Below are 22,578 nucleotides of genomic sequence, written 5' to 3' on the forward strand. Positions count from 1 at the left end.
ACTCTTCATGCCAGACCAAGCCAGCACGCCCAAGGCGGCACCGCATTCCGCCGCACCGCGCCGCGCCGGCATTGCCGCGGAATTCAGAGGCTCGCCGCTGGGCCTGCTCGTGCAGACGAGCGCCAAGCCCTGGGTGGTGGTGGGCGAGACGCTGCTGCTGCCGGTGCTGGCCCTTTTGATCGGCATGTGGGCCAACCCGGACAATCCCCTGTGGGTGGAGTCCGAGTTCCCCTGGGCCTGGCTGGCGCCCGTGGTGGTGGCCCTGCGCTACGGGCCGGTGGCCGGCCTGTCGGCGGCCGGCGTGCTGCTGCTGGCCTGGCTGGGCGTCAACCAGCGCGATCTGTCGCTGTTCCCGGAACAGTACTTTCTGGGCGGCCTGATCCTGGTCATGGTCGTGGGCGAGATCTCCAGCCTCTGGCGCGCACGCATACGCCGCGCGCGCACGGCGCAGAACTACATGGACCAGCGCACCGAGCAGCTGATCCGCCAGCATTACCTGCTGCGCCTGTCGCATGACCGGCTGGAGCAGGAGCTCATAGGCCGCCCCGTGTCCATGCGCGATGCCATCAACGTGCTCAGCGGCCTCAGTGGCGCCGAGGGCGATGCGCAAAGCCTGCTCAACCTGCTGTCGCGCTTCAGCCAGATCAGCGTGGCCAGCCTGGTGCCCGTGCGCAATGAGGTGCTGGACCCCACGCCCATTGCCCAGCTGGGGGACGAGCGGCCCATCCATGTCCACGATCCGCTGGTGCGCCAGGCGCTGGACAGCCATGTGCTGTGCCATGTCTCGCAAAGCATGGCGGAGGGCCAGCAGACGCAGTACATCGTCGTGGCGCCCATGCTGGACCTGGAGGGCGAGATCTACGGCCTGCTGCTGGTCGAGGAAATGCCTTTCTTCGCATTGCAGGAAGAGGCGTTGCAGACCATCAACCTGCTGCTGGGCTACTACACGGACAGCGTGGCCGCCAACAGCCTGGCTGCGCCGCTGCTGCAGGCCTATCCCGATTGCCCGCCGCATTTCGCGTTCGAACTGCAGCGCATGGAGCATGTGAACCGCAGCGCGCGCCTGAGCAGCGTGGTGGTGGCGCTGGAGCTGTCGCCCTCGGCTGTGCAGGCCCAGATGGCCCAGCAGATCATGCGGCTGGAGCGCATGCTGGACCGCTCCTGGCTGCAGGAAAGCGATGGCCGGCAACTGCTGGCCATCTTCATGCCGCTGGGCACCAACGCCACGGCCGAGGGCTACCTGAACCGCATCGAGGGCTGGCTGGCCCAGCGCGGCGTGGCCTCGCTGGCCGATGCGGGCATCTTCCCGCGCACCATCTTGCTGGACCGCTGCTCGGCCAGCAGCGTGCTGGAGCGGCTCCATCAGATGGGGCAGGGCCATGCTTAACCTCAAGCTGGCCTTGGGCGCGCTGGCCGCGGAAATCGCTTCCTGGAGCAGCCTGTGGCTGCTGCGCAGCCAGTCGGACGCGGCCCTGCTGGGCTATCTCACGGCCCACGGGCTGGCCAGCGGCCTGCTGGCGCTGTGCCTGGCGCCCTTCCTGGCCACCTCGGCCAAGTCGGTGCGCCAGCGCCTGGCCCTGGTGGCGCTGATGGGGCTGTTTGCCTATGCCGTGCCGGTGGCCGGCATTTTGGGCGCCGTGGTCGCCACCATTGCGCTGCACACCCAGCGCGGCCCGCGTGGCGGCCCGCGTTTTCCGGTGATGCCCCTGCCCGATTTCGACCCGCACCAGCAGGCCAGCACCAGCCGCCGCCAGGCGGGCCTGCAGTCCTTCCTGGCCAATCCCAATGTGCCGGTCGCCTCGCGCATGCGGGCGATGGTGGCGCTGGGCAGCGTGCCGGGGCGCATTGCCTCGCCCATGCTGCGCACGGCGCTGGGCGATTCCAGCGAAGACCTGCGCCTGCTGGCCTACAGCATGCTGGACGCCAAGGAGCGCGAGATCAGCAAGACCATCCACCAGGAGCTGCAGCTGTTCGAGCATGCCCGCCAGTCTGAGGGCGATGCGCCCTACGGGCCGCGTGGCCTGCAGGCGGCGCGGGCGCTGACCGACCTCTACGCGGAGCTGGTCTACCAGGGCGTGGCGCAGGGCGATGTGCGCGACCACGCCATCAAGCAATCCCTGCACTACTGCGACCTGGTGCTCGCTCAGCGGCCCGACAACGCCTTGCTGCTGCTGCGCCGTGGCCGGCTGCTGCACATGCAGGGCAGGGCGGTGGAGTCGCTGGCCTGCTATGAGCGCTCGCTGGCGCTGGGCATGGAGCCGGCACGCGTCGTGCCCTACCAGGCCGAGCTGCTGTTCGATCGGCGCGAATTCGCCAAGGCGCAGGCCCTGATGCGTTCGCTGGACATCGAGCAAGCCCTGCCGCGCCTGAAGCCCAGCATCCGCTACTGGAGTGCCTCATGAGCCGTGCGAGCCAGTTCCCCACGGCGGCCGATGCGGACATCGCACTGCTGCTGGAAGGCACTTTCCCCTATGTCAGCGGTGGTGTGTCCAGCTGGGTCAACCAGATCCTGCAGGCCTATCCCGAGCACCGCTTTGCCATCGTCTTCCTGGGCAGCCGGCGCGAGGACTATGGCGATTTCCGCTACGCACTGCCGCCCAACGTGGTGCACTTCGAGCAGCACTACCTGTTTGACGCGCTGCACTCCAATATCCAGCCCGCCCCTTCGCGCGGCCATCCCGAAGCCCTGGCCAAGGCCCAGGAATTCCTGGGTGCGCTGGAGGCGCATGACGGCAGTGCCGAAAGCCGGGCCAAGGTGCTGGCGGCCATGCGCTCCATTGCGCTGGAGCTGCAGCCCGGCGGCAGCCTGCCGCTGGAGGATTTCCTGCACAGCGAATTCGCCTGGGACCTGATCCGCGACAGCTACCGGCGCCACTGCACCGATCCATCGTTCGTGGACTTCTTCTGGACCGTGCGCATCATGCTGCAGCCGCTGTGGCTGATGGCGCGCATCGCCCACGGGCTGATCCCGGTGCGCGTGCTGCATACAGTCTCCACGGGCTACGCGGGATTTCTGGGCGGCCTGCTGCACCATGCGCGCGGCCTGCCGCTGGTGCTGTCCGAGCATGGCATCTACACGAAAGAGCGCCAGATCGACCTGCTGCAAAGCTCCTGGATCCGCGACAACCGCAACATCTTCCAGCGCGACCCCATGGAGGTGTCGTTCTTCCGGCAGATGTGGATACGGTTTTTCGACTGGATGGGGCGCTTTTGCTATGGCGCGGCCGATCCCATCATTGCGCTGTACGAGAACAACCGCCTGCGCCAGGTGGCCGATGGCGCGGCCGCCGAGCGCACGGTCAGCATCCCCAACGGCATCCGCATAGAGCGCTTTGCGCCGCTGCGCACCCAGCGGCCCGCCGAGGTGCCGCCCGTGCTGTGCCTGATCGGCCGCGTGGTGCCCATCAAGGACATCAAGACCTTCATCCGCGCCATGCGCCGCGTGGTCAACCGGATGCCCCAGGCCCAGGCCTGGGTGGCCGGCCCCACGGCCGAGGACCCGGCCTATGCCGAGGAATGCCAGAACCTCGTGGACAGCCTGGGCCTGCAGGCCAACGTCCGATTTCTGGGCATGCAGAAGGTGGAGGAGCTGCTGCCCAAGGTGGGCGTGGTCGTGCTGTCTTCCATCAGCGAGGCGCTGCCCCTGGTGATTCTCGAAGCCCAGGCCGCAGGCGTGCCCGTGGTCAGCACCGACGTGGGCTCCTGCCGCCAGCTCATCGACGGGCTGGAGCCGCAAGACCAGGCCCTGGGCTCGTGCGGGCGCGTGGTCGGCATTGCCAACCCCGAGGCGCTGGCCGACGCCTGCCTGGAGCTGCTGAGCTCGCCCGCGCAATGGCAGGCCGCCAGCGCGGCCGGGATTGCGCGCGTGGAGCGCTACTACTCCGACCGGCTGCTGTTCGAGCGCTACAGGCAGGTCTACGACAGGGCGCTGCAACAGTCCGAGGAAAAACACTGATGGCCGGCATTGGATTCGAACTGCGCCACCTGCTGCGCAAGAACACGCTGACCAGCGTGCTCCAGGCCTACGCCTATGCGGGCGTCATCGGCTCGGGGCCGTGGGTGTTTTCCATCATCGGCATCCTGCTGGTGGGGGTGTTCAGCGTCAGCGTGGTGGCGCCGCCGCTGCTGGTCACGCAGTTCCAGACCTCGGTGACCTATCTGGTGGCCAGCAGCCTGATCCTGACCGGGGCGGCGCAGCTGGCCTTTACGCGCTTTGTGTCGGACCAGCTGTTCCTCAAGAAGGACGAGAGCATCCTGCCCAACCTGCATGGCCTGCTGCTGGTGGTCGTGGCCACGGCCAGCGCGCTGGGCACGCTGGCGCTGTTCGTGGTGCTGCCGGGCCAGGGCCTGCTGTACCGCGTGCTGATGCTGGCCGGCTTCACGCTGATGTGCGTGGTCTGGGTCATGACCGTGCTGCTGTCGGGCCTCAAGCACTACCGGGCCATTGCCGGGCTGTTCGGCGCCACCTACCTGCTCATCGTGCTGCTGGCGCTGCCGCTGCGCTACTGGGGGCTGGAAGGGCTGCTGGCCAGCTTCGTGATCGGCCACGTGCTGCTGCTGGCCGGCATGTGGATGATCGTGCTGCGCAGCTTTCCGCTGCAGCAGCGCTGGATCGCCTTTGACTTCACGCAGCGCTCGCTGATCTTTCCGGCGCTGATCGGCATCGGCGTGCTCTACAACCTGGGCATCTGGATCGACAAGTTCATGTTCTGGTACTACCCGCCGACCTCGCAGCAGATCATCGGCGGACTCAGGGCCTCGCTGATCTACGACCTGCCGGTGTTCCTGTCTTACCTGTCCATCATTCCGGGCATGGCGGTCTTCCTGGTGCGCATCGAGACCGACTTCGTCGAGTACTACGACAAGTTCTTCGACGCCGTGCGCGGCGGCGGATCGCTGGAATACATCGAGTCCATGCGCAACGAGATGGTCTACGCCATCCAGGCGGGCTTGGGCGAGATCGCCAAGGTGCAGACGCTGGCCGTCCTCGTCACCCTGGTGGCCGGGCCGGCCATCCTGCAGTTGCTGGGCATCTCCCAGCTGTACCTGCCGCTGCTGCACGTGCAGGTGGTGGGTGCCGGTTTGCAGGTGGGTGTGATGGCCGTGCTCAACGTGTTCTTCTACCTGGACGAGCGGCGCATCGTGTTCATGCTCTGCCTGCTGCTGGTGGCGCTGAACATTGCCTTCACGGGCATCTCGCTGGCGCTGGGCGCCGCGTTCTATGGCTACGGCTTTTGCCTGGCCATGCTGGTGACGCTGTGCGTGGGGCTGTACCTGCTCTCGCGCGAGCTCAACCGGCTCGAATACAAGACCTTCATGCTGCAGTGACCGGCAGGCATCTCTCGCCATTTGCCGATTTGCACGGTCTTGATCCAGCGTGTTGGCGGGGGGCGCCGGTCTGCGCGACAATACGGGATTCGGCGCCGGCACCCAACCGAGACAAAGGTTCCGCCAAGGAACCATTCATTACAACGATTGCGCACCTTGCGTGCTGCGGCCGCCGCCTTTCGCTTTTTCCACTCCAAAGCTTTAAGCCATGAAAAAACGCACCCTCTTGGCCATGGTGGCCCTGTCTGCACTGCTGGCAGCCTGCGGCAAGAACGAGTCCGCATCGACCGCCGCCGCGCCGGTTGCCGCCCCCGTGCCGGCAGCCATGACCAAGTTGGTGATCGGCCTGGACGACAACTTCCCGCCCATGGGCTTTCGTGACGACAAGAACGAGATCGTCGGCTTCGACATCGACATGGCGCGTGAAGCCGCCAAGCGCATGAACGTGGAAGTGGACTTCAAGCCCATCGACTGGAGCGCCAAGGAGGCCGAGCTGGTCGGCAAGCGCGTCGACGCGCTGTGGAACGGCCTGACCATCACCGAAGAGCGCAAGAAGAACATCGCCTTCACCGCGCCCTACATGGAGAACCACCAGATCATCATCGTGCGCGCCAACTCCGACATCAAGGACAAGGCCGGCCTGGCAGGCAAGGTCGTGGGCGCGCAGGATGGCAGCTCGGCCGTGGACGCCATCAAGAAGGACGCCGCCGTGGCTGACAGCTTCAAGGACCTGAAGACCTTCGGCGACAACATCACCGCGCTGATGGACCTGTCGGCCGGCCGCCTGGACGCCGTCGTGGTCGACGAGGTCGTGGGGCGTTTCCACGTGGCCAAGAAGGCTGGCGAGTACCTGGTGCTCGAGGACAACTTCGGCACCGAGGACTATGGCGTGGGCCTGCGCAAGGAAGACACCGAAGTTCTGGGCAAGCTCGAAGCCGCGCTGGCCGAGATGAAGAAGGACGGCAAGGCCGCCGAAATCGCCTCCAAGTGGTTCGGCAAGGACATCATCAAGTAAATCCGGCACACCATGCGACCGGCAAGGCCAGCCTGGCATTGCCGGTCTTTTGCGTTCTGGGACGCACGCGCCCGTGGCTGCCCGGATCCTGCCGATGCCGGCGGGGCCGCGCACCGCACTGAGGCCATTCGATGGAATATGTAATCTCGCTCATGGGGCCGCTGTCCGCCGGCGCCCTGGTCACCCTCAAGCTCTTCGTCATCACCCTGGCGCTGTCCATCCCCCTGGGACTGTCGCTGGCGCTGATGCGCATCTCCCGCTTTCCCGCCCTGAGCCGGCTGGTAGGCGGCTACATCTGGCTGATGCGCGGCACGCCGCTGATGCTGCAGATGCTGTTCATCTACTTCGCGCTGCCCTTCGTGCCCGTGATCGGCGTGCGCCTGCCCGATTTCCCCGCCGCCGTCGTCGCCTTCGCGCTGAACTACGCCGCCTACTTCGCCGAAATCTTCCGCGCGGGCATCCAGTCCGTGGACCGCGGCCAGTACGAGGGTGCCAAGGTGCTGGGCATGAGCTACGGCCAGACCATGCGCCGCATCATCCTGCCGCAGATGTGGGCGCGCATCATCCCGCCTGTGAGCAACGAGACCATCACCCTGGTCAAGGACACCTCGCTCATCTACGTGCTGGCCCTGAATGACCTGCTGCGCGCCGCGCGCGGCATCGTGCAGCGCGACTTCACCATCACGCCCTTCGTGGTGGCCGCAGGCTTCTATCTGGTCATGACGCTGGTGCTGACCTGGATCTTTCAATACCTAGAAAAACGCCATGCAAAGTATGACGCGTGACACGCGGCACCCCCTGAGTCGCTTCGCGCCTTCCCCCTCTCTCGCTACGCGGGAGGGGGACAACACCCTCGCGGCGGGGCGGCCCTTGCTCGGTGTTTCTGTATGGGGTCACGCCCGTTTTCAAGGACAGCGTGTAGTGCGCCGCGCTCTGGATGATTGAAATGAATACCGAAACAATGATCAGTGCGCAGAACATCTGCAAGGGCTTTGGCGGCGTGCCGGTGCTGCGCGGCGTTTCGCTGGAGCTGGCGCGTGGCGAGGTGGTGGCCGTCATCGGTCCTTCGGGATCGGGCAAGAGCACGTTCCTGCGCTGCCTCAACCACCTGGAAACCATTGACAGCGGCCGTGTCGCCGTCGAGGGCGAGGTGCTGGTGGACAGCGGCGCGGACGGCCGTGCCCACTACGTGCCGGAGGCGCAGATCCGCCAGATCGGCCGCAAGATGGGCATGGTGTTCCAGTCCTTCAACCTGTTCCCGCACCTCACGGTGCTGGAGAACATCATCGAGGCGCCGATCGTCGTCAAGGGCCTCAAGCGCGAGCAGATCGTGCCCAAGGCCGAGGCGCTGCTCCACAAGGTGGGCCTGCTGGAAAAGCGCGATGCCTATCCCAACCGGCTGTCGGGCGGGCAAAAGCAGCGCGTGGCCATCGCCCGGGCTCTGGCCATGGAGCCGGACATCCTGCTGTTCGACGAGCCCACCTCCGCGCTGGACCCGGAGCTGACCGGCGAAGTGCTGCGCACCATGCGCGAGCTGGCCCAGGAGCGCATGACCATGCTGGTCGTGACCCACGAGATGGGCTTTGCCCGCGAAGTGGCCAATCGCGTGATCTTCATGGACAAGGGCGAGATCGTCGAGCAAGGCCCGGCGGAAGCCTTTTTTGCAGCGCCGCAGCACGCCCGGACCCAGGCATTTCTGCAGAACATGTTGTAAAAAAACATCTATCCAGTCCGGACTTTCCCCAGGTCCAGAGAGCGTGCAACGCTTGTGTAGCAAGCGAAGCATGCTCTTTTTTTTATGGCGTTTTCTGCCATGACTTTTTGAGAAACATACACGGATGTATGTTTATCTCAGGGGGTGATGAGCAGGCATCGGCACCTGTCTGCACAATAGCGGGCTTGCCTGCGAACATTTATCGACCGCACCACAGCATGATCCCAACCGCCTCTTTCGTGGAGTTGCGCAACGTCACCTTCGGCTATGGCGAACGTGTGATCCTGCGCGACCTGTCGCTGCAGGTGCCGCGCGGCAAGGTCACGGCCCTGATGGGGGCGTCGGGCGGCGGCAAGACCACCGTGCTTCGCCTGATCGGCGGCCAGCAGCATGCCCAGCAGGGGCAGGTGCTGTTCGATGGCAAGGACGTCACCACCATGGACGCCGCAGGCCTGTACGCCGCGCGCCGGCGCATGGGCATGCTGTTCCAGTTCGGCGCGCTGTTCACCGACATGAGCGTGTTCGATAACGTTGCCTTCCCGCTGCGCGAGCACACCGATCTCCCCGACGAACTGGTTCGCGACATCGTGCTCATGAAGCTGCATGCCGTGGGCCTGCGCGGTGCGCGCGACCTCATGCCCAGCGAGATCTCTGGCGGCATGGCCCGCCGCGTGGCGCTGGCGCGGGCCATTGCGCTGGACCCCGAACTGATCATGTACGACGAGCCCTTCGCCGGGCTGGACCCCATCTCCCTGGGCACGGCCGCCCAGCTGATCCGCGAGCTCAACGACGCCATGGGACTGACCTCCATCCTGGTGTCCCATGACGTGGAGGAAACCTTCCACGTGGCCGACCATGTGGTCATCCTGGGCAACGGCGGCGTCGCCGCCCAGGGCTCGCCAGATGAGGTGCGGGCCAATCCCGACCCGCTGGTGCAGCAGTTCATCCACGCACGGGCCACCGGCCCCGTGCCTTTCCACTACCCCGGCGTGAGCGCCGAGGAAGATTTCGGCAACCCCGCAAGCTCCGGCAAGAGCAACGGCAGGAGGCACGCATGAACCGGCTGCATCCCGCACGCATTGGCGCGGCGGTACGCCAACAGCTGACGCAGCTGGGCATGGGCACGCGCCTGTTCGGCCGCCTGCTCGCCCTCATGGGGCCTGCGCTGGGCCGCCCGCGGCTGATCGGCGACCAGATCCATTTCCTGGGCAACTATTCGCTGGCCATCATTGGCGTGTCCGGCCTGTTCGTCGGTTTCGTGCTGGGCCTGCAGGGCTACTACACGCTGCAGCGCTATGGCTCGGCCGAGGCGCTGGGCCTTCTGGTGGCGCTGTCGCTGGTGCGCGAACTCGGCCCCGTCGTCACGGCGCTGCTGTTTGCCGGCCGTGCCGGCACGGCGCTGACGGCCGAGATCGGCCTGATGAAGGCCGGCGAGCAGTTGTCGGCCATGGAGATGATGGCCGTGGACCCGGTGCGCCGCATCCTGGCGCCGCGCTTCGTGGCGGGCCTGATCGCCATGCCGCTGCTGGCGGCCGTTTTCAGTGCCGTCGGCGTGATCGGCGGCTGGCTGGTGGGCGTGGTCATGATCGGCGTCGATGGCGGCGCCTTCTGGGGCCAGATGCAAAACGGCGTGGACTGGTGGTATGACCTGGGCAACGGCGTTCTCAAGAGCCTGGTGTTCGGCGTGGCGGTGACCTTCATCGCGCTGCTGCAGGGCTATGCAGCCAAGCCCACGCCCGAAGGCGTGTCCCGCGCGACCACGCGCACGGTGGTGATGGCCTCGCTGGCCGTGCTGGGGCTGGACTTCCTGCTCACGGCCACGATGTTCAGCCTTTGACCCGGCACCGGTGCCACCTCTCGCAAATCAAGGAAAAACAAACCATGCAGCAATCCAAGAGTGATGTCTGGGTCGGACTGTTCGTGCTGATCGGCGCTGCGGCGCTGGTGTTCCTGGCGCTGCAGTCGGCCAACCTGCTGAGCCTGAACTTCCAGAAGACCTATACGCTGACCGCGCGCTTCGACAACATCGGCGGACTCAAGCCCAAGGCAGCCGTGCGCAGCGCGGGCGTTGTCGTGGGCCGCGTGGAATCCATCACCTTCGACGACAAGGTCTTTCAGGCCAGCGTGACCATGGCCCTGGAAAACCGCTACGCCTTTCCCAAGGACAGCTCCCTGAAGATCCTGACCAGCGGCCTGCTCGGCGACCAATACATCGGCATCGAAGCCGGTGCAGATGACCACAATCTCAAGGATGGCGACCGCGTCGTCGCAACCCAGTCGGCCGTTGTGCTGGAAAATCTGATCGGACAGTTCCTCTACGGCAAGGCCGAGCAGGGTGGCAGCTCCGGTGCAGGAGGCAAAGAATGACAACCAACCACCATGAACAGGCGACCGCGGGTCGCCCTGCCGCCCAGGCAGCCTCCTGGCAGCGCGCCGCCATGCTCGGCACGCTGGCCGCCGCTTCGCTGCTCGCCGGCTGCGCCACCGCCCCGGGCGAGGCACGCAACCCCCAGGATCCGTTCGAGCCGTTCAACCGCAGCATGTACTCGTTCAATGACGGGCTGGACCGCGCCGTCCTGAAGCCGGTGGCCACGGCCTACCGCGATGTCACGCCGCGCCTGGCGCGCGATGGGGTGAGCAACTTCTTCTCCAACCTGAGCGATGCCTGGTCGTTCGTGAACAACGCGCTGCAGGGCCAGGCCGAGGGTGCCTACAACTCCATGGTGCGCTTCTCGGTGAACACGGTCTTCGGCCTGGGAGGCCTGCTCGACATCGCCAGCGAGGCCGGCATCGAGCGCCAAAAGCAGGACTTCGGCCAGACGCTGGGCCGCTGGGGCGTGCCCACGGGACCGTACCTGGTGCTGCCGCTGCTCGGCCCGTCCACGGTGCGTGACACGGCGGCTCTGCCTGTGGATGCCTGGGGCAACCCCCTGACGGCGATCAGCGACATCCCGGTGCGCAACAGCCTGTATGTGCTGCGACTGGTGGATACGCGTGCACGCCTGCTCAATGCCTCGGACACGCTGGACTCCGTCGCCCTTGACCGCTATAGCCTGACGCGTGACGTCTACCTGAACCTGCGGCGTGGCAAGTCCGGCGATGACGGCCGCATCGAGGACTACGACGAAGATGCCGGCAAACTGCCTCCCGAAGACGGCGCAAAGTAAGCAGTTCGTAACATCCCGAGATGAAAAACGGTCCGCGCCTGACACGGCGCGGCCGGAAAAATGTGCAATATCAACCCGGTCCGGGGCATTGAGGCCCTGCTGGGAAAGGAAGAGTGATGATCAATCGACGTGCCTGGAGCGCTGCCGCGGCAGCCGTGCTGGCCATGGGAACCTGGGGCGCTGCGCTGCCCGTCCACGCGGCCGATGAAACCCCTGATGCGCTGATCAAGCGTGTCTCCACCGACGTGCTGGAAACCATCAAGAAGGACCCCTCGCTGCGCGAGGGCGATGTCTCCAAGGTCAATGCGCTGGTCAATGACAAGGTCATGCCCTATGTGAATTTCCGCCGCATGACCTCGGCTTCGGTGGGCCCGGCCTGGCGCCAGGCCACGCCTGCACAGCGCGAGAAGCTGGAGACCGAGTTCAAGGCCCTGCTGATCCGCACCTACTCCGGCGCGCTGACCCAGGTCAGCAACCAGACCATCAATGTCAAGCCGGTGCGCGCTGCGCCCGGCGACATCGATGTGCTGGTACGCACCGAAGTGCTGGGCCGCGGCGAGCCCGTGCAGCTGGACTACCGCCTTGAAAAGTCCGGCGACGGCTGGAAGATCTACAACCTGAACGTGCTGGGCGTGTGGCTGGTGGAAACCTACCGCAACCAGTTCAGCCAGGAAATCAATGCCCGCGGCATTGACGGCCTGATCGAGACCCTTGCCACGCGCGGCAAGATGCCTGCCACGCCGGCCTCCAAGGGCTGACGGCCATTGACGCGCGCCATGCTGCAGCTCCCCCGTGAACTGACCTACCGCCAGGCGCGCAGCTGCCTTGTGCAGCTGCGGCCCCAGGTGCAGGCCTTCGATGGCGCCCAGGTGCGCGTTGATGCCAGCGGCGTCGAGGTCTTCGACTCGGCCGCCCTGGCCGTGCTGCTGGCCTGCCGCCGCACCGCGAAGGCGGCCGACAAGCAATTGGTGGTCGTGGGCCTGCCGCAGGGCCTGCAGTCCATGGCGGCGCTGTACGGCGTTGATGGGCTGCTGACCGACGCATCCTCCCCCTCCTGAGCCGGCGCAGCGCGCCGCTGCAAAGAGCCCTGCAAGGCAGGTTTGGCTGCAAGGGCCTAGAATCGCGCCTCGCATGTCTGCCGTCTCATTCCAATCCATCTCCAAGACCTACCAGACCCCCAAGGGGGCCTTCCAGGCGCTCAACCACGTGAGTCTGGACATCGAGGAGGGCGAGTTCTTCGGCCTGCTCGGTCCCAATGGCGCTGGCAAGACCACGATGATCAGCATCCTGGCCGGCCTGTCGCGCGCCACCAGCGGCCGCGTGCTGGTCCAGGGCAGCGACGTGCATGCCGACTACTCGGCTGCCCGGCGCAAGCTGGGCATCGTGCCGCAGGAGCTGGTCTTCGATCCCTTCTTCAACGTGCGCGAGGCGCTGCGCTTTCAGTCCGGCTATTTCGGCGTCAAGAACAATGACGACTGGATCGACGAGCTGCTGCACAGCCTGGGGCTGACCGACAAGGCCAACTCCAACATGCGCCAGCTGTCCGGCGGCATGAAGCGCCGCGTGCTGGTGGCCCAGGCCCTGGTGCACAAGCCGCCCATCATCGTGCTGGACGAGCCCACGGCCGGCGTGGACGTGGAGTTGCGCCAGACGCTGTGGCATTTCATCGCGCGCCTGAACCGCGAAGGCCATACCGTGCTGCTCACCACCCATTACCTGGAAGAGGCCGAGGCGCTGTGCAGCCGCGTGGCCATGCTCAAGCAGGGCAACATCGTCAAGCTCTCGACCATGTCGGATCTGCTCAAGTCCGCCTCCTCCAACGTGCTGCAGTTCAAGACCGATACCGCCTTGCCGCCGGCCCTGGCCGCGCGGGCACGGGTGACCGGCCGCATCGTGCAGATACCCGCCAACGACGCCAGCGATGTGGAGCGCCTGCTCGCCGCGCTGCGCGAGGGCTCCGTCGTCCCCGAGGACGTGGAAATCCGCCGTGCCGATCTGGAGGATGTCTTCATCCACGTGATGAACGAGCAAGGCCAGACCTCGCAGGGAGCCTCGGCATGAACGGCTGGCAGACCCTGCTCAAGAAAGAAGTGCTGCGTTTCTGGAAGGTCAGCTTCCAGACCGTGGCCGCACCCGTGCTTACGGCCGTGCTCTATCTGCTGATCTTCGGCCATGTGCTTGAAGGCCGGGTGCTGGTCTACGACCGCATCAGCTATACGGCTTTCCTGATTCCCGGCCTGGTGATGATGAGCGTGCTGCAGAACGCCTTCGCCAACAGCTCTTCCAGCCTGGTGCAGAGCAAGATCATGGGCTCCATGGTCTTCGTGCTGCTCACGCCGCTGTCGCACTGGGCGTGGTTTGGCGCCTACGTGGGCGCTTCGGTGCTGCGCGGGCTGCTGGTGGGCGTGGGCGTTTTCATCGTCACGCTGTACTTCGCCATTCCCGAATTCACTGCGCCGCTGTGGATTCTGGTCTTCGGCCTGCTGGGCGCGGCGCTGCTGGGCACGCTGGGCGTGATCGCCGGCCTGTGGGCGGACAAGTTCGACCAGATGGCGGCCTTCCAGAACTTCCTGATCATGCCCATGACGTTCCTGTCGGGCGTGTTCTATTCCATCCAGTCGCTGCCGCCTTTTTGGCAAAAAGTCAGCCATCTGAACCCGTTTTTCTACATGATTGACGGCTTTCGCTACGGCTTCTTCGGCCAGAGCGACGTGTCGCCCTGGGTCAGCCTGGCCATCGTCGGCTCGGCTTGGCTGGCGGTGAGCGCCCTGGCCGTGCACCTGCTGCGCATCGGCTACAAGATCCGCGGCTGAGGTTTTTCCACAGGCTGCGGCGTGCGCTGTGCCCGCATTGTTGAATCCACCCATGAACAGGCGGCCGGCGCCCGGCGCCACCGCCAACCAAGGCCATGCCACGATGCATGGCAGGAAAGCTTCCCCCCATGACTGCAGACCAACTCAAGGAACTGATCGCCACCGGCCTGCCTTGCGAACACATTGCGCTGGAAGGTGATGGACGGCACTGGTTTGCCACCATCGTCTCGGCCCAATTCGAGGGCCAGCGACTGCTGCAGCGCCAGCGCCTGGTCTACGCCACGCTGGGCCAGCGCATGCACACCGACGAGGTCCATGCCCTGTCCATGAAGACCTATACGCCCGCCGAGTGGGCTGCCCAGGCCGGCCAGGCCTGAGCCGGCGGTCAGGCACTTCAGACTCCTGCTGCACCGGTCGCCACGGGCCGTGCAGCATCTTCTTTTCCCCGATTTCCAGATTCAAGGCTGTCAGCCATGGACAAACTCCTGATTCGCGGTGGCCGAGCGCTGCATGGCGAGGTGACGGTCTCCGGCGCCAAGAATGCCGCCTTGCCCGAGCTGTGCGCCGCGCTGCTGTCGTCCGAGCCCGTCACCCTGCGCAATGTGCCGCGCCTGCAGGACGTGGCCACCATGCTCAAGCTCATCCGCAACATGGGTGTCAGCGCCGAGCACGATGACACCGGCACCGTGCGCATCAACGCCGGCTCTCTGTCCAACCCCGAGGCACCCTACGAACTGGTCAAGACCATGCGCGCCTCGGTCCTGGCCCTGGGCCCGCTGCTGGCACGATTCGGCCAGGCCCGCGTGTCGCTGCCCGGCGGCTGCGCCATCGGTTCGCGCCCCGTGGACCAGCACATCAAGGGTCTGCAGGCCATGGGCGCCGAGATCGTTGTCGAGAACGGCTACATGAACGCGTGCCTGCCCGGGCATCTCAAGCGCCTGCAGGGCGCCCGCATCACCACCGACATGGTGACCGTCACGGGCACCGAGAACTTCCTGATGGCCGCCGTGCTGGCCGAAGGCGAGACCGTGCTGGAAAACGCCGCCATGGAGCCAGAGATCGGCGACCTGGCCGAAATGCTCATCAAGATGGGCGCAAAGATCGAAGGCCATGGCACCGGCCGCATCGTCATCCAGGGCGTGGAGCGCCTGAGCGGCTGCGAGCACCAGGTGGTGGCCGACCGCATCGAGGCCGGCACCTTTCTGTGCGCCGTGGCCGCAACGGGCGGCAATGCGCTGCTGCGCAATGGCCGCGCCGACCATCTGGGCGCCGTCATCGACAAGCTCAAGGATGCGGGCGCCGAGGTGTCCGCAGAGGACGGCGGCATCCGCGTGCGCGCGGCCGGCAAGCTCAAGGCCCAGAGTTTTCGCACCACCGAATACCCGGGCTTTCCCACCGACATGCAGGCGCAGTTCATGGCGCTGAACCTGGTGGCCGAAGGCTGCAGCATGGTCACCGAGACCATCTTCGAGAACCGCTTCATGCACGTGGACGAAATGCTGCGCCTGGGCGCGCAGATCACCACCGACGGGCGCGTTGCCACCATCACCGGCAGCCAGTCGCTGTCGGGCGCGGCCGTCATGGCCACCGACCTGCGCGCTTCGGCCAGCCTGGTCATCGCCGGCCTCGTGGCCAAGGGCGAGACCCTGGTCGATCGCATCTATCATCTGGACCGCGGCTACGATCGCATGGAAGACAAGCTGCGCGGCCTGGGTGCCGACATCGAAAGAGTTTCCCAATGACCATCACGATTGCCCTGTCCAAGGGCCGTATCTACGACGAAACCGTGCCGCTGCTGGCCGCTGCCGGCATCTCGGTCAGCGAAGACATTGAAAAGTCGCGCAAGCTGATCTTCGAGACCAACAAGAGCGACGTGCGCGTGGTGCTGGTGCGCGCCTCCGACGTGCCGGTCTATGTGCAGTACGGCGGCGCCGATCTCGGCGTGGCCGGCCTGGACTCGCTGATCGAGCATGGCGCCCAGGGCCTGTACCAGCCCCTGGACCTGAAGATCGCGCGCTGCCGCGTCAGCGTGGCTGTGCGTAACGGCTTCGACTATGCGCTGGCCGTCAAGCAAGGTGCCCGCCTGCGCATCGCCACCAAGTACCCCGAAATCGCGCGCAACTTCTTCGCCACCAAGGGCGTGCACGTGGACATGGTCAAGCTCTACGGCTCCATGGAGCTGGCCCCGCTGACCGGCATGGCCGACGCCATCGTCGACTTGGTGTCCACCGGCAACACGCTCAAGGCCAATGACTTGGTCGAGGTCGAGCCCATCATGGAGATCAGCTCGCGCCTGGTGGTCAACCAGGCGGCGCTCAAACTCAAGCGCGAGCCGCTGCGCCACATCATCGATGCCTTCGCCGAGGCGGTAAATGGCCCCAGGGGCTGAGCCCGGCGATCCGGCGAAGGAGGCGCTTGCGCTGTGTTTCGCCGCGCATGGCCTGCCCTGCGAGGAATACAACGGCTGGCTGCTGCCTGGCGGCCAGGCGCCAGGCGTGCTGGCTGATTGGCGCGGTGCCTACCTCGGCCATCCCCTGGTCGGCTCCCTGGCCGTGGTGGTTCGCCTGCCGGACCGGCGCGAGATCATCGAGAATTTCACGGGCCTGGGCGAAGGACTGCAGGGAATGCACGACGCATTCGGCTACTTCGCTGTCAGCGACCTGCATGTGATGCTCTCCGCCCTGTGGACGGCGCGCGATGAGGATGCCGTGCCAGCCGAGGCCTGGCAGGTCCAGGGCAGGCACTGGCAGGCCTATCCGGGCCCCTGGCATCTTCGCAACGATGCCCCGCTGCCCGAAGGCATCACTGAGCGCCTGCGGGCCTTGATCGAGGCCGAGGCGCTGGACAAGGACGAGGACCTGCACTGGTTCCGCTTCTTTGTCGGGCAGAACAATGGTGATTTCACCATTGAAGCGCTCAAGGACAATCAGAAGTGGCCCAGCGCTGAAGCCCTGCTGCGCGACCAGGACTGGCCCCTGCGCGACGGCTACTACGGCGCGCGCCTGTTCTTGATACTGAAGCACGGCTGCGAGACGGCCTGCTAGACCCCAAGGAAACCACAATGGAATATGTAGCTGCCCCTGCCCGCCTGTCGACTGCGGATGCCAACTTCGAACACGATTTTGCGCAGCGCCTGCATTGGTCGGCAGACACGGACGCGGCCATCGAGCAGCGCGTGGCCGACATCCTGGCCGATGTGCAAAAGCGCGGCGATGCGGCCGTGCTGGAGTACACGGCGCGCTTCGACGGATTGCAGGTGGACGGCATGGCAGCGCTGGAGCTGACGCAGGCCGAGCTCAAGGCCGCCTTCGACAGCCTGGGCGACGAGCAGCGCGATGCGCTGACGGCCGCCGCCCAGCGCGTGCGCACCTACCACGAGGCACAAAAGCGCGCCAGCGGCGAGAGCTGGAGCTACCGCGACGCCGATGGCACCCTGCTGGGCCAGAAGGTCACGCCGCTGGATCGCGTGGGCATTTATGTGCCCGGTGGCAAGGCCGCCTATCCGTCCAGCGTGCTGATGAATGCCATTCCCGCCCACGTGGCTGGCGTGCAGGAAATCATCATGGTCGTGCCCACGCCACGCGGCGAGAAGAACGCCCTGGTGCTGGCTGCCGCCTATGTGGCGGGCGTCACGCGCGGCTTCACCATCGGCGGTGCCCAGGCCGTGGCGGCCCTGGCTTACGGCACGGCCACCATCCCGAAGGTGGACAAGATCACCGGCCCCGGCAACGCCTATGTGGCCAGCGCTAAGAAGCGGGTGTTCGGCACCGTGGGCATCGACATGATTGCCGGCCCCAGTGAAATCCTGGTGCTGGCCGACGGCAGCACGCCGCCCGACTGGGTGGCCATGGACCTGTTCAGCCAGGCCGAGCATGACGAGCTGGCGCAAAGCATCCTGCTGTGCCCTGATGCCGACTACATCGCCGCTGTCCAGCGCGAGATCGACCGCCTGCTGCCCGAGATGCCGCGGCGCGCCATCATCGCCAAGAGCCTGAGCGACCGGGGTGCCCTCATCCTCACGCGCGACATGCAGGAGGCCTGCGCCATCAGCAACCGCATCGCGCCCGAGCACCTGGAAGTCTCCAGCAACGATCCCCACCAGTGGGAGCCGCTGCTGCGCCATGCAGGCGCCATCTTCCTGGGGGCCTACACCAGCGAGAGCCTGGGCGACTACTGCGCCGGCCCCAACCATGTGCTGCCCACCAGCGGCACGGCGCGCTTTTCCTCGCCGCTGGGGGTCTATGACTTCCAGAAGCGATCCAGCCTCATCGAGGTCAGCGAGCAGGGTGCCCAGACCCTGGGCCGCATCGCCTCGGTGCTGGCGCATGGCGAAGGCCTGCAAGGCCATGCGCGTGCGGCCGAAATGCGTTTGAAGTAGACGCTCGCTTCCTGTTGGACGAAGGCGCCGTCACCGAAAGGGGCGGCGCTTTTTGCTGCCTGAACGCTGGAGCAAGCGTGTCAAGAATTGACACGAAATCAGTGGAGCACGAATTTCGTGTAGACTTGCGCCCTGTGAAGAACCTCACCATCACCGTCGAAGACAGCGTGCTCGAATGGGCACGCATCGAGGCCGCGCGCCGCGGCACCAGCGTCTCGCGCATGGTGGGCGACTTCATGGCCGAGATGCAGCGCCGCGAGGACGCCTACGAGCGCGCCTACCTGGCCTGGCGCACCGACGAACGCGGCTGGGACGGCGGCCAGCCGTCATCCACGCAGCCCGCCCAGCGCAGTGCCGCGCTGCGCCGCGAGGGCCAGGCATGAACACCGTCTTCGTCGATACCTCCGTGCTGGTCGCTGCCGAAGACACGGGGCAGGGCGCCTTGCATGCCGCCGTGCTGCAGTGGCTGGACCTGCTGTGGCGCACGCGCAGCGGGCGCACCGGCAGCCAGTCGCTGTGCGAGTTCTATGAACAGGTCACCACGTCCGCCCAGCCTTTGCCGCAGGGCGATGCGCGCGCCGCCATCCGCCGCTACCAGACCTGGACGCCCTGGAAGACCGATGCCGCCACGCTGGAAACCGCCTGGGCCGTGCAATCGCGCCACCAACTGGCCTTTGGCGACTGCCTGGCCGTGGCCTGCGCCCAGCACAGCGGCTGCGAGCAGATGCTGACCCTGCACCTGCCGCACGGCACCCAGTTTGGCGGCGTCGCCATGGTGCACCCGCTGCACCAGGCGCCGCCGCAGCAGCAGGCCTGAGCGGCTTCGCTGATGGATTTCTTCCCCCACTGACTCGTGAAAGTGTGCATGCCATGACAGCTTCCATTCCGCCGGTTCAGGCCCTGGCCCTGGAGCGCATCCGCGCCGATGTCCGCTCCATGCATGCCTACCATGTGCAGCCCTCGCAAGGCCTGCTCAAGATGGACACGATGGAGAACCCCTTCCGCCTGCCGCCCGAGCTGCAGGCCGCGCTGGGCGAGCGCCTGGGCCGGCTGGAGATCAACCGCTACCCTGGCGAGCGCCAGGAAGTGCTCAAGGACATGCTGGCCCGCTACGCGCAGGCGCCGGCCGGCAGCGCCGTGCTGCTGGGCAATGGCTCGGACGAGATCATCACGCTGCTGGCACTGGCCTGTGCCCAGCCCCACGCCGAGGGCCGCGCCACCATGCTGGCGCCCATGCCGGGCTTCGTCATGTACCCCATGAGCGCCAGGCTGCAGGGCCTGGACTTTGTGGGCGTCAACCTGACGGCCGACTTCGAGCTGGACGTGCCCGCCATGCGCGCCGCCATTGCCGAGCACCGCCCCGCCATCACCTATATCGCCTATCCCAACAATCCCACGGCCACGCTCTGGGCCGAGGCCGATGTGCAGGCCGTGATCGACGCGGTCGGCGCCATTGGCGGCTTGGTCGTCATGGACGAGGCCTACCAGCCCTTCGCCCGCCGCAGCTGGGCAGAGAACATGCGCGCCGACCCGGCCCGCAACGCCCATGTGCTGCTGATGCGCACGCTCAGCAAGTTCGGCCTGGCCGGTGCGCGCCTGGGCTACCTGATCGGCCCGGCCGCCATCGTCGGCGAGATCGATAAGGTGCGCCCGCCCTACAACATCAGCGTGCTCAACTGCGAGACGGCCATCTTCGCGCTGGAGCACGAGGCGCTGTATGCGCAGCAGGCCGTGGCCATCCGCGCCGAGCGCCAGCCGCTGATCGATGCGCTGGCCACGCTGCCGGGTGTGGAAAAGATCTGGCCATCCGAGGCCAACATGGTCTTGCTGCGCGTGCGCGATGCCGCGCGCGCCCAGGCCGAGATGAAGGCCCGGGGCGTGCTGGTGAAGAATGTCTCTGCCATGCACCCGCTGCTGGCCAACTGCCTGCGACTGACCGTGGGCACCCACGAAGAAAACGCCCAGATGCTGGCGGCCCTGAAGGAATCCCTATGAGCAATGCAGCTCCCGCACGCACCGCCGAAGTGCAGCGCAATACCGCCGAGACCCGGATCAAGGTCGCCATCAACCTGGACGGCACGGGCAAGGCCAGCCTGCGCTCGGGCATCGGTTTTCTGGACCACATGCTCGACCAGATCGCGCGCCATGGCCTGATCGACCTCGATATCGACTGCGAGGGCGACCTGCACATCGACGGCCACCACACGGTGGAGGACATCGGCATCACCCTGGGCCAGGCCTTTGCCAAGGCCGTGGGCGACAAGAAGGGCATCCGCCGCTACGGCCATGCCTATGTGCCGCTGGACGAAGCACTGAGCCGCGTGGTCATCGATTTCTCGGGCCGCCCGGGCCTGCACATGGATGTGAAATTCACGGCCGGCAGCATCGGCCAGCTTGACACCCAACTGGTCTACGAATTCTTCCAGGGCTTCGTCAACCATGCGGGCGTGACCATGCACATCGACAATCTCAAGGGCTTCAACGCCCACCACCAGTGCGAGACCATCTTCAAGGCCTTTGCACGCGCCCTGCGCTTTGCGCTGGAGCATGACGAGCGCATGGCCGGCGTCATCCCCTCGACCAAGGGCGCTCTGTAAAGAGAAGCGATTGACTCCGGTCAGAGCTTGCTCTGACCGGGCAATCCAGCCGAAAATCCGACCGAACACGCGCCACACGCTATGAGTTTGACTGACAACACCGTCGCCGTCGTCGATTACGGCATGGGCAATCTGCGCTCGGTTTCCCAGGCCGTGCGCACGGCCGCCGCCGACTCCGGCTGGCAGGTCGTGGTCACCGCCGATCCCGAGGTGGTGCTGGCCGCCAACCGGGTCGTGCTGCCGGGCCAGGGTGCCATGCCCGACTGCATGCGCGAACTGCGCGAATCCGGCCTGCAGGACGCCGTGCTGCACGCCGCTGCCAACAAGCCCCTGTTCGGCGTCTGCGTGGGCATGCAGATGCTGCTGGACCACAGCGACGAAGGCGATGTGCCTGGCCTGGGCCTGATCCCCGGCAATGTGCGCAAGTTCGATCTGGCGGGCCGCGTCCAGGCCGACGGCAGCCGCTTCAAGGTGCCGCAAATGGGCTGGAACCGCGTGCACCGCAAGCACAATGCCGGGCAGTCCCACCCGCTGTGGCGTGGAATTCCCGAAGACAGCTTCTACTACTTCGTGCACAGTTTCTACGCCGTGGTGCAGCAGCCCCAGCATTGCGCTGCAGAGGCCGACTACGGCGGGCGCTTTGCCTGCGCCATCGCACGCGATAATATTTTCGCCACCCAGTTTCACCCCGAAAAGAGCGCGGACCAGGGCCTGGCCCTGTTCCGCAACTTTCTGGGCTGGAAGCCCTGAACCCTCTTTCCCTCCCCGCACCGGCCGCTGCATCCCAGGCCTTCATTGCTCGCAAACCATCATGCTGCTCATTCCTGCCATCGACCTCAAGGACGGCCACTGCGTACGCCTCATCCAGGGTGATATGGACCAGTCGACCACGTTCGGCGAAGACCCGGCCATCATCGCCCGCCGCTGGCTCGACGCCGGCGCACGCCGCCTGCACCTGGTGGACCTCAATGGCGCGTTTGCGGGCCAGCCCAAGAACCTGTTGGCCATCAAGGCCATCCTCAAAGAGGTGGATGGCCGGATTCCGGTGCAGCTCGGCGGCGGCATCCGTGACCTGGACACCATCGAGAAATACATAGATGCCGGCATCAGCTACGTGATCATCGGCACCGCCGCCGTGAAGAACCCGGGCTTTCTGCAGGACGCCTGCAGCGCCTTTGGCGGCCATGTGATCGTCGGGCTCGATGCCAAGGACGGCAAGGTGGCCATCGACGGCTGGAGCAAGCTCACGGGGCAGGACGTGCACTCGGTGGCCAAGCGCTTCGAGGACTGGGGCGTGGAGTCCATCATCTACACCGACATCGGCCGCGACGGCATGCTCACGGGCATCAACATCGACGCCACCGTCAATCTCGCGCAATCGCTGAAGATTCCCGTCATCGCCTCGGGCGGCCTGGCGGGCATGGCCGACATCGAAGCGCTGTGCAAGGTCGAGGACGAAGGCATCGAAGGCGTGATCTGCGGCCGCGCCATCTACTCGGGCGACCTTGACTTCGCCGCGGCGCAGGCCCGCGCCGACGAGCTCAGGGCCTGAACGGCCTGCGCCTT

The 22,578-nt window shown here is 66.1% G+C and carries 26 protein-coding genes; all 26 read left to right on the forward strand.

Annotated elements, in window-relative coordinates; all coding sequences use genetic code 11:
* The first annotated feature begins 7 nt into the window (after positions 1 to 7).
* Positions 8 to 1,387, forward strand: coding sequence for a PelD GGDEF domain-containing protein (locus ACUTR7_RS24660; RefSeq protein ID WP_445610033.1), 1,380 nt, complete (start codon positions 8 to 10; stop codon positions 1,385 to 1,387).
* A complete protein-coding gene (locus ACUTR7_RS24665) occupies positions 1,380 to 2,402 on the forward strand; it encodes a hypothetical protein (protein WP_034396971.1) in 1,023 nt (340 codons plus the stop codon). Before ACUTR7_RS24660 ends, ACUTR7_RS24665 begins: the two co-directional genes overlap by 8 nt.
* Positions 2,399 to 3,955, forward strand: coding sequence for a GT4 family glycosyltransferase PelF (gene pelF / locus ACUTR7_RS24670; protein ID WP_445610034.1), 1,557 nt, complete (start codon positions 2,399 to 2,401; stop codon positions 3,953 to 3,955). The genes ACUTR7_RS24665 and pelF overlap by 4 nt, the downstream gene beginning before the upstream one ends.
* The gene (gene pelG, locus ACUTR7_RS24675) at positions 3,955 to 5,328 is read left to right on the forward strand and encodes an exopolysaccharide Pel transporter PelG (protein ID WP_012207338.1); all 1,374 of its coding nucleotides are present in this window, start codon (positions 3,955 to 3,957) and stop codon (positions 5,326 to 5,328) included. Before pelF ends, pelG begins: the two co-directional genes overlap by 1 nt.
* A gap of 208 nt (positions 5,329 to 5,536) precedes the next feature.
* Positions 5,537 to 6,343: an amino acid ABC transporter substrate-binding protein gene (locus ACUTR7_RS24680; RefSeq protein ID WP_445610035.1), complete on the forward strand. Its 807-nt coding sequence runs from the start codon at positions 5,537 to 5,539 to the stop codon at positions 6,341 to 6,343.
* 131 nt (positions 6,344 to 6,474) lie between these two features.
* On the forward strand, positions 6,475 to 7,128 hold the full coding sequence (locus ACUTR7_RS24685) for an amino acid ABC transporter permease (protein ID WP_012207336.1): 654 nt from the start codon (positions 6,475 to 6,477) through the stop codon (positions 7,126 to 7,128).
* A gap of 161 nt (positions 7,129 to 7,289) precedes the next feature.
* A complete protein-coding gene (locus tag ACUTR7_RS24690; RefSeq protein ID WP_445610036.1) occupies positions 7,290 to 8,057 on the forward strand; it encodes an amino acid ABC transporter ATP-binding protein in 768 nt (255 codons plus the stop codon).
* 218 nt (positions 8,058 to 8,275) lie between these two features.
* Entirely contained in the window at positions 8,276 to 9,115 is an 840-nt protein-coding gene (locus ACUTR7_RS24695; RefSeq protein ID WP_013800794.1) for an ABC transporter ATP-binding protein, read from the forward strand.
* The gene (gene mlaE / locus ACUTR7_RS24700; protein WP_012207333.1) at positions 9,112 to 9,894 is read left to right on the forward strand and encodes a lipid asymmetry maintenance ABC transporter permease subunit MlaE; all 783 of its coding nucleotides are present in this window, start codon (positions 9,112 to 9,114) and stop codon (positions 9,892 to 9,894) included. Before ACUTR7_RS24695 ends, mlaE begins: the two co-directional genes overlap by 4 nt.
* Positions 9,895 to 9,938: 44 nt before the next feature.
* The gene (mlaD, locus tag ACUTR7_RS24705) at positions 9,939 to 10,424 is read left to right on the forward strand and encodes an outer membrane lipid asymmetry maintenance protein MlaD (RefSeq protein WP_012207332.1); all 486 of its coding nucleotides are present in this window, start codon (positions 9,939 to 9,941) and stop codon (positions 10,422 to 10,424) included.
* Complete coding sequence (locus ACUTR7_RS24710) at positions 10,421 to 11,224, forward strand: MlaA family lipoprotein (RefSeq protein WP_445610037.1); 804 nt, start codon at positions 10,421 to 10,423, stop codon at positions 11,222 to 11,224. The genes mlaD and ACUTR7_RS24710 overlap by 4 nt, the downstream gene beginning before the upstream one ends.
* 116 nt (positions 11,225 to 11,340) lie before the next feature.
* Positions 11,341 to 11,982, forward strand: a complete 642-nt coding sequence (locus ACUTR7_RS24715) for an MlaC/ttg2D family ABC transporter substrate-binding protein (protein ID WP_012207330.1) — start codon at positions 11,341 to 11,343, stop codon at positions 11,980 to 11,982.
* An 18-nt stretch (positions 11,983 to 12,000) separates the two neighbouring features.
* Positions 12,001 to 12,282 carry an STAS domain-containing protein gene (locus ACUTR7_RS24720; RefSeq protein ID WP_012207329.1) on the forward strand — a complete coding sequence of 94 codons (282 nt, stop codon included), beginning with the start codon at positions 12,001 to 12,003 and terminating at the stop codon, positions 12,280 to 12,282.
* Positions 12,283 to 12,355: 73 nt separating this feature from the next.
* Positions 12,356 to 13,285 carry an ABC transporter ATP-binding protein gene (locus ACUTR7_RS24725; protein ID WP_017405469.1) on the forward strand — a complete coding sequence of 310 codons (930 nt, stop codon included), beginning with the start codon at positions 12,356 to 12,358 and terminating at the stop codon, positions 13,283 to 13,285.
* On the forward strand, positions 13,282 to 14,037 hold the full coding sequence (locus ACUTR7_RS24730) for an ABC transporter permease (RefSeq protein ID WP_012207327.1): 756 nt from the start codon (positions 13,282 to 13,284) through the stop codon (positions 14,035 to 14,037). The genes ACUTR7_RS24725 and ACUTR7_RS24730 overlap by 4 nt, the downstream gene beginning before the upstream one ends.
* A 128-nt stretch (positions 14,038 to 14,165) precedes the next feature.
* Entirely contained in the window at positions 14,166 to 14,414 is a 249-nt protein-coding gene (locus ACUTR7_RS24735) for a BolA family protein (protein ID WP_012207326.1), read from the forward strand.
* Between the two features lie 96 nt (positions 14,415 to 14,510).
* Positions 14,511 to 15,779: a UDP-N-acetylglucosamine 1-carboxyvinyltransferase gene (gene murA, locus ACUTR7_RS24740; protein WP_445610038.1), complete on the forward strand. Its 1,269-nt coding sequence runs from the start codon at positions 14,511 to 14,513 to the stop codon at positions 15,777 to 15,779.
* Positions 15,776 to 16,426, forward strand: a complete 651-nt coding sequence (gene hisG / locus ACUTR7_RS24745) for an ATP phosphoribosyltransferase (RefSeq protein ID WP_012207324.1) — start codon at positions 15,776 to 15,778, stop codon at positions 16,424 to 16,426. The genes murA and hisG overlap by 4 nt, the downstream gene beginning before the upstream one ends.
* The gene (locus tag ACUTR7_RS24750) at positions 16,410 to 17,081 is read left to right on the forward strand and encodes a DUF6348 family protein (protein WP_239972280.1); all 672 of its coding nucleotides are present in this window, start codon (positions 16,410 to 16,412) and stop codon (positions 17,079 to 17,081) included. Before hisG ends, ACUTR7_RS24750 begins: the two co-directional genes overlap by 17 nt.
* Positions 17,082 to 17,098: 17 nt before the next feature.
* Complete coding sequence (gene hisD / locus ACUTR7_RS24755; RefSeq protein WP_013800800.1) at positions 17,099 to 18,415, forward strand: histidinol dehydrogenase; 1,317 nt, start codon at positions 17,099 to 17,101, stop codon at positions 18,413 to 18,415.
* A gap of 134 nt (positions 18,416 to 18,549) precedes the next feature.
* Positions 18,550 to 18,798 (forward strand): DUF6364 family protein, encoded by a 249-nt coding sequence (locus ACUTR7_RS24760; RefSeq protein ID WP_017405472.1) that lies wholly within the window; start codon positions 18,550 to 18,552, stop codon positions 18,796 to 18,798.
* Positions 18,795 to 19,232 carry a PIN domain-containing protein gene (locus ACUTR7_RS24765; protein WP_445610039.1) on the forward strand — a complete coding sequence of 146 codons (438 nt, stop codon included), beginning with the start codon at positions 18,795 to 18,797 and terminating at the stop codon, positions 19,230 to 19,232. Before ACUTR7_RS24760 ends, ACUTR7_RS24765 begins: the two co-directional genes overlap by 4 nt.
* A 53-nt stretch (positions 19,233 to 19,285) precedes the next feature.
* A complete protein-coding gene (gene hisC / locus ACUTR7_RS24770) occupies positions 19,286 to 20,410 on the forward strand; it encodes a histidinol-phosphate transaminase (protein WP_445610040.1) in 1,125 nt (374 codons plus the stop codon).
* Positions 20,407 to 21,012 carry an imidazoleglycerol-phosphate dehydratase HisB gene (gene hisB / locus ACUTR7_RS24775; RefSeq protein WP_012207318.1) on the forward strand — a complete coding sequence of 202 codons (606 nt, stop codon included), beginning with the start codon at positions 20,407 to 20,409 and terminating at the stop codon, positions 21,010 to 21,012. Before hisC ends, hisB begins: the two co-directional genes overlap by 4 nt.
* Before the next feature lie 81 nt (positions 21,013 to 21,093).
* Positions 21,094 to 21,762, forward strand: coding sequence for an imidazole glycerol phosphate synthase subunit HisH (hisH, locus tag ACUTR7_RS24780; protein WP_013800802.1), 669 nt, complete (start codon positions 21,094 to 21,096; stop codon positions 21,760 to 21,762).
* A 61-nt stretch (positions 21,763 to 21,823) separates the two neighbouring features.
* Complete coding sequence (gene hisA, locus ACUTR7_RS24785; RefSeq protein ID WP_088163843.1) at positions 21,824 to 22,564, forward strand: 1-(5-phosphoribosyl)-5-[(5-phosphoribosylamino)methylideneamino]imidazole-4-carboxamide isomerase; 741 nt, start codon at positions 21,824 to 21,826, stop codon at positions 22,562 to 22,564.
* The last annotated feature ends 14 nt before the right edge of the window (positions 22,565 to 22,578 follow it).

The sequence above is a fragment of the Delftia sp. NA_296.1 genome (assembly GCF_052692095.1).